14 protein-coding genes and 1 tRNA gene are annotated in these 15,297 nt (G+C 67.8%); 7 read left to right on the top strand and 8 right to left on the bottom strand.

Features of this window, described 5'->3' with window-relative positions; translation table 11 throughout:
* The first annotated feature begins 95 nt into the window (after nt 1–95).
* Nucleotides 96–2,180: a hypothetical protein gene (locus ACFRAQ_RS02525; protein ID WP_379093086.1), complete on the top strand. Its 2,085-nt coding sequence runs from the start codon at nt 96–98 to the stop codon at nt 2,178–2,180.
* Nucleotides 2,181–2,197: 17 nt separating this feature from the next.
* Here ACFRAQ_RS02525 and ACFRAQ_RS02520 read toward each other — a convergent pair whose 3' ends face one another.
* The 3 genes from ACFRAQ_RS02520 to ACFRAQ_RS02510 form a co-directional block, all read right to left on the bottom strand.
* A complete protein-coding gene (locus ACFRAQ_RS02520) occupies nt 2,198–2,992 on the bottom strand; it encodes a DUF4389 domain-containing protein (RefSeq protein ID WP_379093083.1) in 795 nt (264 codons plus the stop codon).
* A 179-nt stretch (nt 2,993–3,171) separates the two neighbouring features.
* Nucleotides 3,172–3,555, bottom strand: coding sequence for a hypothetical protein (locus tag ACFRAQ_RS02515; protein ID WP_379093080.1), 384 nt, complete (start codon nt 3,553–3,555; stop codon nt 3,172–3,174).
* An 80-nt stretch (nt 3,556–3,635) separates the two neighbouring features.
* On the bottom strand, nt 3,636–5,090 hold the full coding sequence (locus ACFRAQ_RS02510) for a stealth family protein (protein ID WP_379095751.1): 1,455 nt from the start codon (nt 5,088–5,090) through the stop codon (nt 3,636–3,638).
* A gap of 440 nt (nt 5,091–5,530) precedes the next feature.
* Here ACFRAQ_RS02510 and ACFRAQ_RS02505 point away from each other — a divergent pair, with 440 nt between their 5' ends.
* The 5 genes from ACFRAQ_RS02505 to ACFRAQ_RS02485 all read left to right on the top strand — a co-directional run bounded on the left by ACFRAQ_RS02505 (nt 5,531) and on the right by ACFRAQ_RS02485 (nt 7,876).
* The gene (locus ACFRAQ_RS02505) at nt 5,531–6,019 is read left to right on the top strand and encodes a hypothetical protein (RefSeq protein WP_379093077.1); all 489 of its coding nucleotides are present in this window, start codon (nt 5,531–5,533) and stop codon (nt 6,017–6,019) included.
* A 16-nt stretch (nt 6,020–6,035) separates the two neighbouring features.
* Entirely contained in the window at nt 6,036–6,611 is a 576-nt protein-coding gene (locus tag ACFRAQ_RS02500; RefSeq protein ID WP_379093074.1) for a TerD family protein, read from the top strand.
* A complete protein-coding gene (locus tag ACFRAQ_RS02495; RefSeq protein ID WP_379093071.1) occupies nt 6,608–6,904 on the top strand; it encodes an MTH1187 family thiamine-binding protein in 297 nt (98 codons plus the stop codon). Before ACFRAQ_RS02500 ends, ACFRAQ_RS02495 begins: the two co-directional genes overlap by 4 nt.
* Nucleotides 6,905–6,977: 73 nt before the next feature.
* A complete protein-coding gene (locus ACFRAQ_RS02490; RefSeq protein WP_379093068.1) occupies nt 6,978–7,568 on the top strand; it encodes a TetR/AcrR family transcriptional regulator in 591 nt (196 codons plus the stop codon).
* Nucleotides 7,569–7,570: 2 nt separating this feature from the next.
* The gene (locus ACFRAQ_RS02485) at nt 7,571–7,876 is read left to right on the top strand and encodes an antibiotic biosynthesis monooxygenase family protein (protein WP_379093065.1); all 306 of its coding nucleotides are present in this window, start codon (nt 7,571–7,573) and stop codon (nt 7,874–7,876) included.
* 4 nt (nt 7,877–7,880) lie between these two features.
* On the opposite strand, the gene ACFRAQ_RS02480 is transcribed toward ACFRAQ_RS02485, so the two are convergent.
* The 5 genes from ACFRAQ_RS02480 to ACFRAQ_RS02460 form a co-directional block, all read right to left on the bottom strand.
* Entirely contained in the window at nt 7,881–8,891 is a 1,011-nt protein-coding gene (locus tag ACFRAQ_RS02480) for a hypothetical protein (RefSeq protein WP_379093062.1), read from the bottom strand.
* Between the two features lie 118 nt (nt 8,892–9,009).
* Entirely contained in the window at nt 9,010–9,687 is a 678-nt protein-coding gene (locus tag ACFRAQ_RS02475; RefSeq protein WP_379095748.1) for a MazG family protein, read from the bottom strand.
* A gap of 47 nt (nt 9,688–9,734) precedes the next feature.
* The gene (gene mfd / locus ACFRAQ_RS02470; protein WP_379093059.1) at nt 9,735–13,352 is read right to left on the bottom strand and encodes a transcription-repair coupling factor; all 3,618 of its coding nucleotides are present in this window, start codon (nt 13,350–13,352) and stop codon (nt 9,735–9,737) included.
* A 165-nt stretch (nt 13,353–13,517) separates the two neighbouring features.
* The gene (locus tag ACFRAQ_RS02465) at nt 13,518–14,165 is read right to left on the bottom strand and encodes a TetR/AcrR family transcriptional regulator (protein WP_357280388.1); all 648 of its coding nucleotides are present in this window, start codon (nt 14,163–14,165) and stop codon (nt 13,518–13,520) included.
* A 229-nt stretch (nt 14,166–14,394) separates the two neighbouring features.
* Nucleotides 14,395–15,009 carry a TetR/AcrR family transcriptional regulator gene (locus ACFRAQ_RS02460; RefSeq protein ID WP_357280857.1) on the bottom strand — a complete coding sequence of 205 codons (615 nt, stop codon included), beginning with the start codon at nt 15,007–15,009 and terminating at the stop codon, nt 14,395–14,397.
* Nucleotides 15,010–15,216: 207 nt separating this feature from the next.
* Here ACFRAQ_RS02460 and ACFRAQ_RS02455 point away from each other — a divergent pair.
* Nucleotides 15,217–15,287, top strand: a tRNA-Gln gene (locus tag ACFRAQ_RS02455).
* Nucleotides 15,288–15,297: the final 10 nt, after the last annotated feature.

Below are 15,297 nucleotides of genomic sequence, written 5' to 3'. Positions count from 1 at the left end.
TCGAGTAGTCGAGTACTCGCGCTGCCCCGCTACCCGACGACGATGATCAGAGCTTCCCTCGTGCACGACCATCGAGTGAGGATCGAGGATCAGCCATGACCAAGAACGTGCGCCTCGGCATCATCCGGGCTCGGCACAACTCCGCCGTCCCGGTCATCCCCGATGCCGCATGCATCGCCATGCTCATGACCGGTGAGCACGCGGTCCTGAAGTACTGGATCAACACCACCCGTGGACACCTGGATTTCATCGACTCACCGATGTTTCCGTGGGTGGACGTGACGCTGGGCGCCGACACCAGCCGGGCGGCACAGGCCAAGGCCGCCGTGGACGCGCTGCTCGCCAAGTTCCCCGATCCCAACCCGCTGGCCGGGCTGGACGGCCTGATCGTGCTGATCCATCCCGGAGCCGCCGGTTTCGGCGCCGGTGCCACCGGCGTTGCCGGTTTGCCCACCGCGGTCCTGTCGGCCGGCTTCAGCAATCACACGTTCATGTGCCACGAGACCGGTCACGTGCTCGGCTTCCCGCACACCTTCGGGCTGGACAACAACGGCACGGACTGGGACCCCAACGACGCCACGATCATCGTCGGCCCCGAATACGGCTCCCCCTACGACCTGATGTCCTCGGCGTCGTTCGGCAGCCGCTGGCTGGGCGCGGGGCCGACCTACTCGGCCTCGCCGACCTTCGCCGGACCGGCCATCGCCGGCTGGCCCAATGCCGGCGCCTTCTCCATGGGACCGCATCTGTCGCGCGCGAACCTGCACCTGCACCTGCCCGATGCGCTGGCCGGCCGGGTCGTCGAGCAGGCCTTTCCACAGCCGGGCGCGACGGTCACCGCCCGGCTGGTGCCCGTCTCGGCTTCCACCGGTACGTGCCTGCTCATCCTGCATCCGCCGGGTGAGCCGCCCAGCGGCGCGGGCCGGGTGTACGTGGAGTACCGCATCCCGGAAGGCTGGGACGCGGGATTGGATCCGGTCGGCCCCAGCCTGTCTCGCTCCGGTGTGGTCGTGCACTCGCTCGTCGATCAGCCGAATGTCGGCCCACGCGCCTGGTATCGCGGCAGCATCCCGACGGTGTCGGTGGACCGCGATGTCACCGTCGCCATGACCCCGCTGGTCGTCCGTACCGACAACGTCGACGACCACTGGGTCGACGTGGCCGTCACCGTCGGCACCGGACGCCGGGTCGACATCGTGCGGGGAAACCACACCGACGACATGGTCGGTGTCATCGGCGAACTCCAGCAGTCGAACAGCCCCTGCGGCGACCCCATCCGGAAGGGCTCGTTCGCGACGGCGACGACCGACCAGTTCGGCCTGCGCACAATAGGTTTCGGCGGGGTCGGAGAGCCCGTCGCGCCGGCGGCCACGGTCTCCTGGACGGTGGGCGGCGTGCCGGCGCCAGGACCCAGCGGCAAGGTCGACGTACCCGTCGGCGACGTGAGCTTCCCGATCGACTACACCATCGACCCCGTGGTGTTCGAGTTGCAACTCACCTCGCGGGGCGGGGAACGCTACGAAACGCCGGTCGCGGTCACCGTTACCGGTGACGGCGCCAGCGCCACGGCGAGCGCCACCTTCAGCGCCCTGGGCTGGTTCGACGGCATCCACCCCGATGACGTCGAAGCCCTGGGCAACTGCCTGCGGCGGATCGCCGACCGCTACCGCGTCGCGCCGCCCCCGTTCCGCAAACCCAGTCCCGATCCGCCCTGGACGCCGCCGATGCTCCGGCGCCTGGCCGACGTGCGATGGTTCGACAAGGCGGTGCGACTGCTCGACGAGCTGCCGGGCCTGGAGGCCGAGGGCCGCAACGCACTTCTACAGATCACGTCGTCACAGATTCAACCGGTCCCCACGATGCTGGATCGGCTGGGCGCGGACGGCATCGATTTCAGCGTGCCGGAAGCCGAGCTGACCGATTGGCTCGGCGACCCCGAATTCACGCCGTACCCGGCGATGGCCGAGGCGCTGCTGAAGCTGTTGGACGGCAACCGACTTCGACGCCCGGTGTTCCTGGACGTGATCGTCTTCAACTACGAGAATTCGCCGGGAAACCCCTCACCGCGCAGGGTGGAAGACGTCGACACGCGCGTGCTGAAGGCGGCCGTCGTCGAGGGGTCGAACGATCGATACGGCGAGGCGGGTTCGGATTTCGGCGAGCTGCTCAGCGTCCGATAGCCGAACCCCGAAGCCGATCAGGGAGTCGGACGAGGCCATTCGATCTGGGTGGGGTGGGTCGGGCCGCCGCCGTCGTCGTCGGTGGAGAAGTCGGGGCTGGGGTTGAAGAAGCCCCAGATGATGCCGAGGACCAGGATGATCCAGAGCAGGACCTTGCCGGCCTGGGAGACCAGGAGCGGGCGGGTCGGGGAGGCGGGGGTGAAGCCGGGCGGGAGAGCGGCCTCCGGTTCGGGGAGGGGGCCGTCGCCGAAGACCTGCTTGAGGTAGGTGGGGGTGAGCATGAGCCAGTAGGCCTCGGTGCGGATCTGGACGCGCAGGACGGCCGCGGTGGCTTGGAAGAGGGCCGCGGGCATGCGCCCGGTGATCAGCACGATCAGCCAGACGATCGGGGAGATGACCATCCAGCCGGTGGACAGCCAGGCGGCCAGCACCTGGATGGGGAAACCCAGGATGAAGCGGAACAAGACGGCCCAGCGGTTCAGGCGGGTGGGGGCCGGGAACAACACGCGCACCGGGTAATTCACATCGGTGTCGACGGTGAACGGCGGATACTCGTCGACCAGCAGGTACAGGTAGCCCTCGACCCGGGCCGTGTAGGCCAGCGTCCAGCGCAGGTAGTCGCCGCACCACTGCGGCAGGGCGCCGGTGAACAAGGCGCCGAACCAGCCGCAGATCGCCACCACGATCTGGCCCAGCGTCAGGATGAACAGCACGAACAAGTGCGGGATGGCCAGGATCAGGCGGAGCAGCACGGTCCAGCGGCGCTGTTGCACGGGCGGGAAGATGTCGAGATCGACACTGGGTTCCGGCATCGGCTGCACCGGCATCGAGGCCGGCGGCATCGGCGGATATTCGACCATGACGCACGCTCGCTTCCTGGTCCGTGACGACGGGAAAAAGACGTTTCCTGGTCAGCGTCCCACAAGAATTAAGGAGCGCGCCGAGGGCGCGCTCCACGAATTCAGGACTATGGGTTGGAAACGGGCGGAATTCAGTCGATCTTGACGCCCAGCCCGTAGTCGAGGGTGTTGTGACCGACCGAGGTCACCACCAGCTCGTAGGAGCCGTTCACCGGCAAGGTGACCTTGGCCCACTGCTGCTGGTTGGCCAGCGTCCCGGTCGGGCCCTTGATGGTGACCACGGTGTCCGACCAGTACGGCGCGGCGCTGATGATCATCGTCTGCCCACCCCGGGCATCGAGCCGATAGGTGTCATTGCTCCACCCCTGCAGGTGGCCGCTGACGAAGGCATTGTCGGTGCCCTTGGCGAAATGGATCTGATGCGCGCTGTCCGCGGCGGCCGGACCCGTGCCGAGAACGGTGGCGGTGGTCGTGGCGGCGGCGAGAACAGCGGCGGCGAGGAATTTCTTGTTCATGCCATCGATGGTCGGAGCCGCCACCAATCGGATTCCAACCAAACACTATTGGCCGGAATCCGGGCGGAGCGCGCGGTGGGTCAGGCCGCGCCGGATTCGAAGGCCGTCATGGTCCCCGCGATGGTGTCGGGCTTTTCCCAGGGGGCCGGTTCGGGGAAGTAGGTTTCCAGGAATTCCGAGACGGCGCGGACGCGTTCGGCTTCGGGGACCTCCGGGAAGCTGCCGTCGTTGAGGCAGAAGAAGTCGACGTTGCGGCGTTTGGCGAGGCCGTCGAGGAGGGCCAGACCGGTGTAGCTGGTGGTGTCGACGTAGCGCATCTTCGCGGCTTCCTGGGGGACGGCGCGGCCGGTGAGCAGGGCGTAGTAGTGGTAGAGGGAATTGGTGACCGAGATGTCGGTGGCGGCGCGGAAGCGGCTGGCCCGGGTGCGGGCGAAGTCCTCGGCGAAGACCTGCTCCATTTCCAGCAGGACGCTGCGGCGCAAGGGAACCGGTGTGTGCTCGAGGTGGCGGGTGATCACGTGGCCGAAGCGCTGGGACAGCAGGGCTCGGTTGACGCGGGCCGCGTTCTCGAAACCGCTGCGCCGCTCATTGTTCGCGCCCGGGCCGATGCGGGTGCCCGCCTCGATGTAGCGGCTGATGCCCGCGGGAGTGAAGAACATGGAGGGGCGCACCGGGCGCGCGAAGAACATGTCGTCATTGGAGTAGAGGAAATGCTCCGACAAGCCGTCGATGTGCTGCAACTGGCATTCCACCGCATGCGAATTGAAGATCGGCAGACCGCTGATATCCGAGAAATGGTCCAGGGCACGGACGATGGTGACCTTCGGGTCGTCGCCGAGCCAGTCGGGGACACGGGAATCGGTGGCGATGAAGATGCGGCGGATCCACGGAGCGTTCTTGTGCACCGAGCGCAGGGCGTAGCGCAGTTCGTCGATCTGGCGGATGCGGGCGTCGGCCTCGTCCCCCTCGCCGACCACCACCTGCGCCAGCATTCCCGCACGGCGGGCCCGGAATTCGGGGTCGGAGCCGTCCACCCAGGAGAACACGATGTCGATGTCGAAGCCGACGTCGGCGGTGTTGGGGGTGAACATGCCGGCCAGGGTGGGCCAGCTGGCGTCATAGAGGAGCACGGTCGAGGGCTCCACGTCGGCGACGTCGAAGACCATGCGGGTCAGCGCGTTCGGGCGTGGGCATTCCACGGTGTCGCCGTGGTACTCCCACAGTTCCAGTTCCACGTGATGCGCCGGATCCAGGTCGCGGCCGAGCCGGAAGACATTGTGCGGCTTCTCATTGCAGGAGAATCCGGCGACCATGGCCGCCCCCAGCACCCGTCTGAGCGCGGCTCGGTGACCACTGTCCACGGCCAGCACCAGCCGATGGTCGGCATCGCGAACCAGCAGGTAGGGGACGTCCGCGGCGACCAGTTCGGCGCGCAGGTAGCGCAGGTCGTCGATCACCGGTTGGGACACCACCAGATTCGCGACCGTCGCGCTGCCCACCATCTCCACCATCTCCGGCTGCTGCCCCGCACCCATATCCGCCATCGCCGTCTCCGCTCTCTTCGTGCTGTTCACCTCACGTCTTCGCGGCGTCACGCCGGCAGGGCCGCATACCGGCCCGGGGCACGCCCGGGCCGGTACACGCCGTGAAATCTGTTGTGCAGTCAGAAGAACGGAGCGGACGGTGCTTCGGGTGTGTTTCCACGGGCGATCTTCACCGGGCGGTCATCGGCCGGCTACTCGCGTGACCTCGCTGGGTCGAGGGACTGTAACGAATGATGCAACCGTTATCGCTTCTCGTCAATCTGTTTCCCCGCAGGTCCAGAGGTGTTTTCACAGTCGTAACGGACGAAACACCCGTATCTGGCGCGCTCGGGCTCCACGTCGGAGACCAGCGGTCCAGTGCGGCAACGGCATACACTTGCGGGCAGCACAGTCCAGCCCGCTGTGCGGACCCAGATGGTGAGGGGACACAGATGGTAGCCGACGCCCGGGAACGTCAGGAGCCCTCGACGGACACGCAACCCGACCACCCCGAACTGGACGTTCTACCCGAGTGGCCGCTGGACACCATCGCGGTGCTGGTGACCACCGATCCCGCCCCGCACGCCATCCCCGTCTCCTGGCCGGTACGCGCCGGCGACCGGCGAATCCTGCTCAGCCTCAAGTCCGATCGCGGTTCGCTGGCCCGGCTGCGGGAACGGCCGGAGCTGGCACTGCTCATCCTGGGCGGTGGCAATGTGGCGTTGTGCGCCCGCGGCACCGGCAAGGTGATCGCGGATCCGCTGCCCGGCGCCGACGATTACGTGGCGGTGGAATTGACCGTCGACGTGATTGACGACCACCGCCAGTCGGCTTTCGCGGTCGCCTCGGGAATTCAGCGCACCGTCATCGACGACACCGAACTACGCTATCTGGAGAATCGGGTCGCCACCCTCGAAGCAATGGCGGCCGACCGCAACTGAGATCGAAGGAGATCGTGTGTCTGTCAGCTTGGCCAAGGGCGGAAATGTCTCGCTGTCCAAACAGGCCCCGAATCTGACCAAGGTCGCGGTGGCACTGGGCTGGGATGTGCGCACCACCACCGGCGCCGACTATGACCTCGACGCCAGCGCGATGGCCTGCGGATCCAATCAGCGGGTGCTGTCGGACGCGCACTTCATCTTCTACAACAACCTGCGCTCCCCCGAAGGCACCATCGAGCACACCGGCGACAACCTCACCGGCGCGGGCGACGGCGACGACGAGGTGATCAATGTCGACCTGGCCGCCATGCCGCCGACCATCACCAATATCTTCTTCCCCGTCTCCATCCACGAGGCCGACGTCCGCCGCCAGTCCTTCGGCCAGGTCCGCAATGCCTACATCCGCGTCATCGACGCGGTCACCAACTCCGAACTGGCCCGCTTCGACCTCAGCGAGGACGCGTCCACCGAAACCGCCATGGTCTTCGGTGAGCTCTACCGCCACGGCCCCGAGTGGAAGTTCCGCGCCATCGGCCAGGGCTACGCCTCCGGCCTGGCGGGCATCGCCCGCGACTACGGCGTGAACGTATGATCGTCGCCTTCTCGGTGACACCCCTGGGCGTCGGCGCGGACGTGGGCCGCGCCGTCGCCGAGGCCGTCCGCATCGTGCGCGCCAGCGGCCTCCCCAACGAAACCAACTCCATGTTCACCACCCTCGAGGGTGAATGGGACGAGGTCATGGCCGTGGTCAAACAGGCCACCGACGCCATCACCGCGGTCGCCCCGCGCTGCAGCCTGGTCCTCAAGGCCGACATCCGCCCAGGCGTCACCGACGCGATGACAGCCAAGATCGACACCGTCGAGCGGTATCTCGCGGAGGACTGATCCAAACTTGGCGACAGAATGTCGCCAAGAGTGCTATCTTGGAGACACACCGTCGCCAAGATAGGAGTTCACGGTGCCCAGGATCGACGCGCCGACCGTGGCCGAGCATCGCGCCAATCAGGAGCAGGTGCTGCTCCGAGCCGCACGGGAACTGCTGCTGAACAAGGGCGTCGGAGCGGTCACCCCGGCAGCGGTAGGCGCGGCGGCAGGGCTGGCGCGCAGCAGTGTGTACAAGTACTTCCGGTCCGGTGAGGAAATCCTCGCGCGCATCGTCGCCGATTCCTTCGACGAGTGGGCGGAAGCCGTTCGCGCCGCGATGGATCGGGTGGACGGGGCCGACGCGCGGATCGCGACCTATGTGCGGGCCAGCCTGGAGGCGGCGCGCGCGGGGACCCATCGCGTCGCCGTGCTCGGAGGCAACGGACTCACCGATAGCGTGGCGCGGGAACAGATTTCGCGGGCACACCGGGAACTGTCGGAGCCGTTGCGGCAGGCGCTGGCCGCGCGCGGGGACGCCGAACCGGAGCTGATGGCCGAACTCGTGGACGGCGCGCTCGGACGCGCCATCGACCGGATCGACGCCGGGGACGGCTTCGACCGGGTTCTCGACGGCACCGCGCGATTCATCGGTCGCGCTTTGGAGATAGCGAATCTCGAGGAGTAGCAATGTTCGTCGTCATCAACGAACTGTTCGTGGCCGACGCCGATATACCGGTGTTCGAGCGGAATTTCGGGGCGAGCATGCACGGGACGCTCGCCGGCGTGCCGGGGCTGCTCGGCGCGCGGCTGCTCGGTCCTCGTGACGACGGCCGGGGTTACCTGTCCATACTCGAATTCGCCGACGAGGACGCATATGCGCAATTCCTGACCTCGGACGCCTTTGCCGCCGCTCATCGATGGCCCGACCACGCGCCGATCCGGAGCAACCGGCTGAACACGTATACGACGGTGACCGAGGTCGGCGGGAAATGACCGGTCAGGAGATGCGCTGGCGGAGCCAGGCGGGGATCTCGTCGCCGGCTCGCGGGTAGGTGGCGAGTTCGCGGCGGCATTCGTCGGGCTCGGGAATGGGGAGCCAGTCGGGGATTTCCTTGAAGGACAAGGTGAATTGGGCCTTGGTGGAGTCGGCGCGGAGCAGGACCTGGCCGCTGAGCCAGGTGCCGGTCATCTGGTCGTAGCAGACTTCCTTGAGGCGGTTGAGCAGCATGAGGACCTCCTCGGAGGGTTGTAGCTCCTCGGAGGGGACGCCGGACTCGGGGACCTCGGGGACGGGGGCGCCGGACAGCTCCAGTTGGAGTCCCGCGTGGCCGTCGTCGCCGACCAGGGAGAACCACAGCACCGCGCGGGTCCAGCCGGTGGGTAGCTCGTCGGTGAGGGCGCTGACCAGGGCGGTCTCCACCATGTCGCGATCGGCCGAGCGGGGCGCGGCGGGCGGTTCGGGGGCGGCGCCGGGGGCGTCCTCGACGGTTCTGACCACCAGGCCGGGACAGTGATCGCGCATGACCTCCACGACCGTGGGCACCGGCACGGGTAGGCGCTCGGCGACGATGTACAGCGGGCGGTCGACCTGGCGGCGGGCGATCACATCGCCGAGCGCCCGGACCCGGTGCCGGAACTCCTCCGGATCACGCAGCACCACTTCGGCGAAGAGTTCCGTGCGCCCGCCCTTGCGTAATCGGCCGACGCCCAGCCGGATCCGCTCCACCTCGCTCCACGCCACGTGCGGGAAACCGCGATACGTGAAGCCGTGATCATTGAGCAGCAGTGTCGGCTGCGGGCGGAACAGATCGTCGGCCATGGTGTAGACCCCGAAACCGAACACCGCCATGAGCACCCCGGCCACCACCCGCATGACCGGATGTTCCGCGTCGTTGAACACCACGAAACCCGGTAGCACGGTCATCACCAGGAAGAAGACCAGCGCGACGATCGCACCCGTTCTCCGCGGGTAGTACTCGGTGATCGATTCGCGCCCCGAAGCATGCACCCCTGTGACGCTAGCCGAAACCGGCCTCGCGCAACACCGCCGTTATCGCCCGGCATGGCCACCGCTATGCCGAATTTGCCAGGAATCACCATGATTCCAGGCCGGTCCGCTCGGCGGGTCAGCCGTGCGGCCAGTACCGATGCCAATCCTCGGCGGTCAGCGCGTCGCGCGTGCCTCGATCGATTTCCGCGGCGTCCTCGGCGGCGCGCACCGTGGCGGCGAAATCGAGAGTGGCCTTGCGCAGGCGTTCTTCGGCGCTGTCGGGCCCGCCGAGCTCCACCACCCGCAGGGCAGCGGGAATCAGCTCCTCCGGTAGACCCGCTTTGATGCCGCGCGAGCGCACCTTCTCCGCCAGCGCCAGCGCGGGCTGCGCCATGGCGATCCCGTCGAGGCAGGAGCGCCGCGCCTTCTCGGCGGATTTCCGCTCCTCCCAAGCCTTTTCCTGCGCCGCGATCTTCTCCGCCACCGACGCGCCGGGAACGGTGAAGGCGTCGAGCGCGTCGCTCAGGTGCGGGCTGCGATGCACCAGCTTGGCGACCAGCGCCGCCGCCACCTCCGCGACCGTGAATTCGCCTGCGGCCTCGGCGATCCGGGAGTGGAACAGCACCTGCAGCAGCAGATCGCCGAGCTCCTCCTTGATGGTCTCGGCATCTTCGTCCTGGATGGCGTCGAGCAGCTCGTAGGTCTCCTCCAGCAGGTAGGGGCGCAGCGAATCATGGGTCTGCGTCACTTCCCAGCCGCCGAAATTCCACAGCCGATCCATCACCTCGACAGCCTCGCCCAGCGCCTCGGTCATGCGCGCGGTATCGGCCGCGGTCTCGGCGGCGACACCTTCCCCCGATGTCATCGGTCGGCCATCACCTCGGCCGGAACCCGGACATCCACGGCGCCGGGCGCCTTTCCGTCCAGGGCGAGCAGCAGATCGGCCACGAACTGCAGCACCTGGACGTCACGGACGCGGGCCGCGCCGACACTGTCCTCCACCCGCGGCAGCGGCAGCTGGACGATGCCGGTGGCCGCGCGGTAGGTGGCGTTCGGGTAGAGCCGCTTGAGCCGCAGCTGCTTGGAGTCCGGCAGCTGCAGCGGCGACACCTTCACCGTGGTCCCGGTGACGCCGATCTCGGCGATCGAGTAGGCGCGGGCCAGCAACCGCAGCTTGGCCACCGACACCAGGCGGCCCACCTCCACCGGCAGCGGCCCGTACCGGTCCACCAGCTCCTCGACCACGGCCGACAGTCCCGAATCGTCCTGGGCGGCGGCGAGTTTGCGGTACGCCTCCAGACGGAGGCGATCGGAGGTGATGTAGTCCGGCGGAATGTGCGCGTCCACGGGCAGGTCGATACGCACCTCCTTGATCTCCTCGTCCACCGAGATCGGGCGGCCGTCGGCGGCGGCGCGATACGCCTCCACCGCCTCCCCGACCAGGCGCACGTAGAGGTCGAAGCCGACGCCCGCGACGTGGCCAGACTGTTCGGCGCCCAGCACGTTGCCCGCGCCGCGAATCTCCAGGTCCTTCATGGCCACCGCCATGCCCGCGCCCAGATCCGAGTTCTGCGAGATGGTGGCGAGCCGGTCGTAGGCGGTCTCGGTGAGCGGCTTCTCCGGCGGGTACAGGAAGTAGGCGTACCCGCGTTCCCGGGATCGGCCGACGCGGCCGCGCAACTGGTGCAGCTGCGAAAGGCCCAGGGCGTCGGCGCGTTCCACCAGCAAGGTGTTGGCGTTGGAGATGTCCAGACCGGTCTCGATGATGGTGGTGCACACCAGCACATCGAATTCCCGCTCCCAGAAGCCCTGCACGGTCTTCTCGAGCATGTCCTCGTTCATCTGCCCGTGCGCGACCACCACCCGGGCCTCCGGCACCAGATCGCGAATCTTCTTGGCCGCCTTGTCGATCGACGACACCCGGTTGTGCACGTAGAACACCTGGCCGTCGCGCAGCAGTTCACGGCGGATGGCGGCGGCCACCTGCTTGTCGTTGTAGGCGCCGACATAGGTGAGGACGGGATGCCGTTCCTCGGGCGGGGTGAGGATGGTCGACATCTCGCGGATGCCCGCCAGCGACATTTCCAGGGTGCGCGGAATCGGCGTCGCGGACATGGTCAGCACGTCCACGTGCGTGCGCAGCGCCTTGATGTGCTCCTTGTGCTCGACGCCGAAACGCTGCTCCTCGTCGACGATGACCAGACCGAGATCCTTCCAGCGCACGCCCGTCTGCAACAGCCGATGCGTGCCCACCACGATGTCGACATCCTTGGTGGTCATGCCCTCCAGGATCTCTCGCGATTCGGCGGCGTCGGTGAACCGGGACAAGCCCTTCACCACCACCGGGAATCCGGCCATCCGCTCGGTGAAGGTCTGCAGATGCTGCTGCGCCAGCAGCGTGGTCGGCACCAGCACCGCCACCTGCTTGCCGTCCTGCACCGCCTTGAAGGCCGCGCGCACCGCGATCTCGGTCTTGCCGTAGCCGACGTCACCACAGATGACGCGGTCCATCGGGACCGCCTTCTCCATATCGGACTTCACCTCGGCGATGGCCGAGAGCTGGTCGACGGTCTCGGTGAACGCGAACGCGTCCTCCATCTCCTGCTGCCACGGGGTATCCGGGGCGAAGGCGTGACCGGGCGCGGCCTGGCGGGCGGCGTAGAGCTGCACCAGCTCGGTGGCGATCTCGCGAACCGCCTTGCGCGCCTTGCGTTTGGTATTGGCCCAGTCCGAACCGCCCAGCTTGGACAGCGACGGCATCTCGCCGCCGACATAGCGGGACAGCTGGTCGAGGGAGTCCATCGGCACGAACAGCCGGTCGCCGGGCTGGCCGCGCTTGCCGGGCGCGTATTCGATGACCAGGTACTCGCGGCGCGCGCCGCCGATGGTGCGCTCGATCATCTCCACGAAGCGGCCGATGCCGTGCTGATCGTGCACCACCATGTCGCCCGCGGTCAGGGCCAGCGGATCGACCTGGTTGCGGCGGCGGGCGGGCAGCTTCTTGCCTTCGCCGGGTGCGGTGACCCGGTTGCCGGTGAGGTCGGATTCGGCGATCACCACCAGTTTGGCGTCGTCGAACACCATGCCGTCGTGCAGCGAACCACACAGCACGCCGACCAGGCCGCGGACCGGCTCGGCGCCGGCGTCCAGCGCCGCGGCGGGCACCTCCGCGTCGGCGAGGCGTTCCAGAATGCGTTGCGCCGTACCGTGTCCCGCCACCACGATGACCGCGCGGCCGCCGGTGGCGACGTGCGCGCGCAGCGAGGCGAAGATGGTGGCGACCAGTTCCTCCGAACCGCGCGCGGAGGCGGCCGCCAGCACCGGCAGCACGATCTCGTCCGGGGCGTCGGCGGCCAGCGGGCTCAGCGTCCACCACGGCAGGCCGCGGCGGTCGGCGTCGGCGCGCACCACGTCCAGACCGCGATAGCCGGAGGCGGCCAGGTCCAGGCCGTGCGCGCCCAGCGGCGCGGCCCCGCCGAAGGAGGCCGCCGTCCACGACGCCTCCAGGAATTCCTGCCCGGTGCGCACCAGGTCGGCGGCGCGGGTGCGAACTTTCTCCGGATCGCACAGCAGCACATGGGTTTCCGCGGGCAGCGCGTCCACGAGCAGCTGGAGTTCGCCGGGCTGCAGCACCGGCAGCAGCGCCTCCATGCCCTCCACCGGGATGCCCTCGGCGATCTTCTCCAGCATCTCCACCAGCGCGGCGTCGGCCGGATTGTCGGCGGCCACCTGGGCGGCCCGTTCGCGCAGGGCATCGGTCAGCAGCAGTTCGCGGCACGGCGGCGCGACCACCAGATCGATCGGCACCTCGTGGATGGAACGCTGGTCCTGCACCGAGAAGGCGCGCAGTTCGGAGACCTCGTCACCCCAGAACTCCACGCGCACCGGATGATCCGCGGTGGGCGGGAAAAGGTCCAGAATGCCGCCGCGGACCGCGAATTCGCCGCGCTTGCCGACCATGTCGACCCGCTCGTAGGCGAATTCCACCAGCCGCGTGAGCAATTCGTCGAAGTCGAACTCGGCGCCGGGTCGCAGCACGATCGGCTCGACCTCCCCCAGCCCCGCCGCCATCGGCTGCATGAGCGAGCGCACCGTGGTCACCACCACCCGCAGCGGACCGGTCACCCCCGGATCCTCGGGATGCGCCAGCCGCCGCAATACCTGCATCCGCCGGCCCACGGTGTCGGCCCCCGGCGAGAGCCGCTCGTGCGGCAGCGTCTCCCACGACGGGAACAGCGCGACCGTATCGCCCAGGATCTCGGTCAGCTCGGCGGTCAGATCATCGGCCTCGCGCCCGGTGGCCGTCACCACCAGCAGCGGCCGCTGCCCGGCGATGGTCGAGGCCACGAACGGCCGCACCGCCGACGGCGCGACCAACCGGGCCTCCGCGCGCCCGATCAGGCTCGCGACCTGCGTCAACGCGGCGTCGGCACCCGCCACCGCAGCAAGTCCCGACAGAGGCGGACGATCGGTGGTCATGCGGAGACTCCTCGGCGCAGATCAGCGTTTCAGAACGACCAACCGAGTCTAGTGCGGGGCCGTGACAAGCCGTGCAGCCCCCAACCTCCACCAACCCCGCTGTTCGCGGCCCGGCTCGGTCCGGACTGACGGAGCGAGGGAGCGCAGGGCAGGCAGGGCAGATAGTTACTGCACGTAGCGGCGCAGGCGGCGGGCGGCGAACTCGCGGAAGTAGGCGACCTTCTCCTGGGGCACGATCGAGGGCAGGAGGAAGTACCAGGCGCGTTCCATGCGGGTCGCCATCTGATCGATCGACTCGGTGCTGACCGCGACGATGTGGACGCCGGTGGTCATCTCCTGCAGGAGCATGCCGATGGTGTCGGGGTCGAGGTCGGGCTCCAGATCGCCCTGGGTGATCGCGCGTTCGGCGAGCAAACGGTGCGTCTCGCCCCAGGTCTTGGCGATATTGTCGCCGGTCGCGCCGCGGTAGTCGCCGATCTGATGGGTGAGTTTGAGCATCGCGCCGACCATGGGGTCGTTCATGGTGAGATCGGCGACCACGTAGGTGATCCCGATGCACGCCTCCAGCGCCGGCACCCGCGGATCGAAGAAACCCTGGCATGCGCTGATCAGTCGCTCGTTGCCCTGATCGACGACCGCGCGCGCCAGTTCTTCCTTGGAGCCGAAGTGAAAGTACAAGGCGCCCTTGGTCACATTCGACTGCGCGATGATCTCGGACAGGGACGCGTTCGCGTAGCCCAGCCGGAGAAAGACATCGGCAGCGCCCGCGAGCACGGAATCGCGAGTGATCTCCGCACGCGCTTGCCTAGCCATCAGATCCGCCCGTCATCAAACCAGCCATCCTGAAGTAGACCGCCATCCCGAAGTTGACCGACATCACAGTTCGAACAGCACTCGAAGGATGGGTGAACCGTACCACCCGGCTGCGTGCTGCCAGCCGATTCGAGCATTCGACCCGTCCTCCTTCGCAATTCGCTGGTTAACTGTCCGGTTCTGCCCCGCTACGACAGACATATCAGACCAAAATTCAGACCGCAGGGTTCTATAACCCCTTGCCGCTCGGCCATTCCGACGCCAGCTTCGGTTCCGCCTCCAAATGCGTGAGTCCGTTCCAGCACAGATTCACCAGGTGCGCGGCCACCACTTCCTTCGACGGCTGGCGCTCGTCCAGCCACCAGGTCGCCGCCGTCGCAACCATTCCCACCAGCGCCTGCCCGTACAGCGTCGCCAGAGTCGGATCCAGACCGCGCCGTTCGAAATCCCCGGCGAGAATATGGGCCACCTGATTCACGGCCTCGTTGAGCAGACTCGAATAGGTGCCCTCGGCCGCCGACACCGGCTGATCCCGCATCAGGATCCGGAATCCGTCGGTGCGCTCCTCCATATAAGTGAGCAACGCCAGCGCCACCTGCTCGAGCCGCACCCGCGAACGGTTCTGGGTGAGCGAGGAGGTGATCATCTCGAGCAGTGTCGACATCTCCCGGTCGACCACGACGGCGTAGAGCCCCTCCTTGCCGCCGAAGTGCTCGTACACCACCGGTTTCGAGACCTGCGCCCGCGCCGCGATCTCCTCGATCGATGTGGCGTCGTAGCCGCGCTCGGCGAACAGCGCCCGTCCGATCTCGATGAGCTGCTGACGGCGCTGGGTGCCGGTCATGCGCGCCCGCGCCGGCCGTTGGCCTTCGCCAGCCGTCATCGCCCACCTGCCCCTTTCGCCCTGCCCGCGAGCACCTTTACGGGGTCGCGCGCCCCGCGCCCACCGCGGTTCGGTAGGTAGCCTATCGACAGACACGATCGACACTGTGTAAGCGGTTCGACGTGGAGGCGTACTTCATGCGAGGATCAGACCCGCATGACGCTGCAATCCGCCGTGGTGTAATGGCAGCACAACTGATTTTGGTTCAGTTTGTCCAGGTTCGAGTCCTGGCGGCGGAGCTCGCGCGCA

The sequence above is a fragment of the Nocardia sp. NPDC056611 genome (assembly GCF_042792755.1).
GTDB lineage: Bacteria > Actinomycetota > Actinomycetes > Mycobacteriales > Mycobacteriaceae > Nocardia.
The sequence above is the reverse complement of the archived record's forward strand: the minus strand, read 5'-3'. Positions and strand labels throughout refer to the sequence as shown.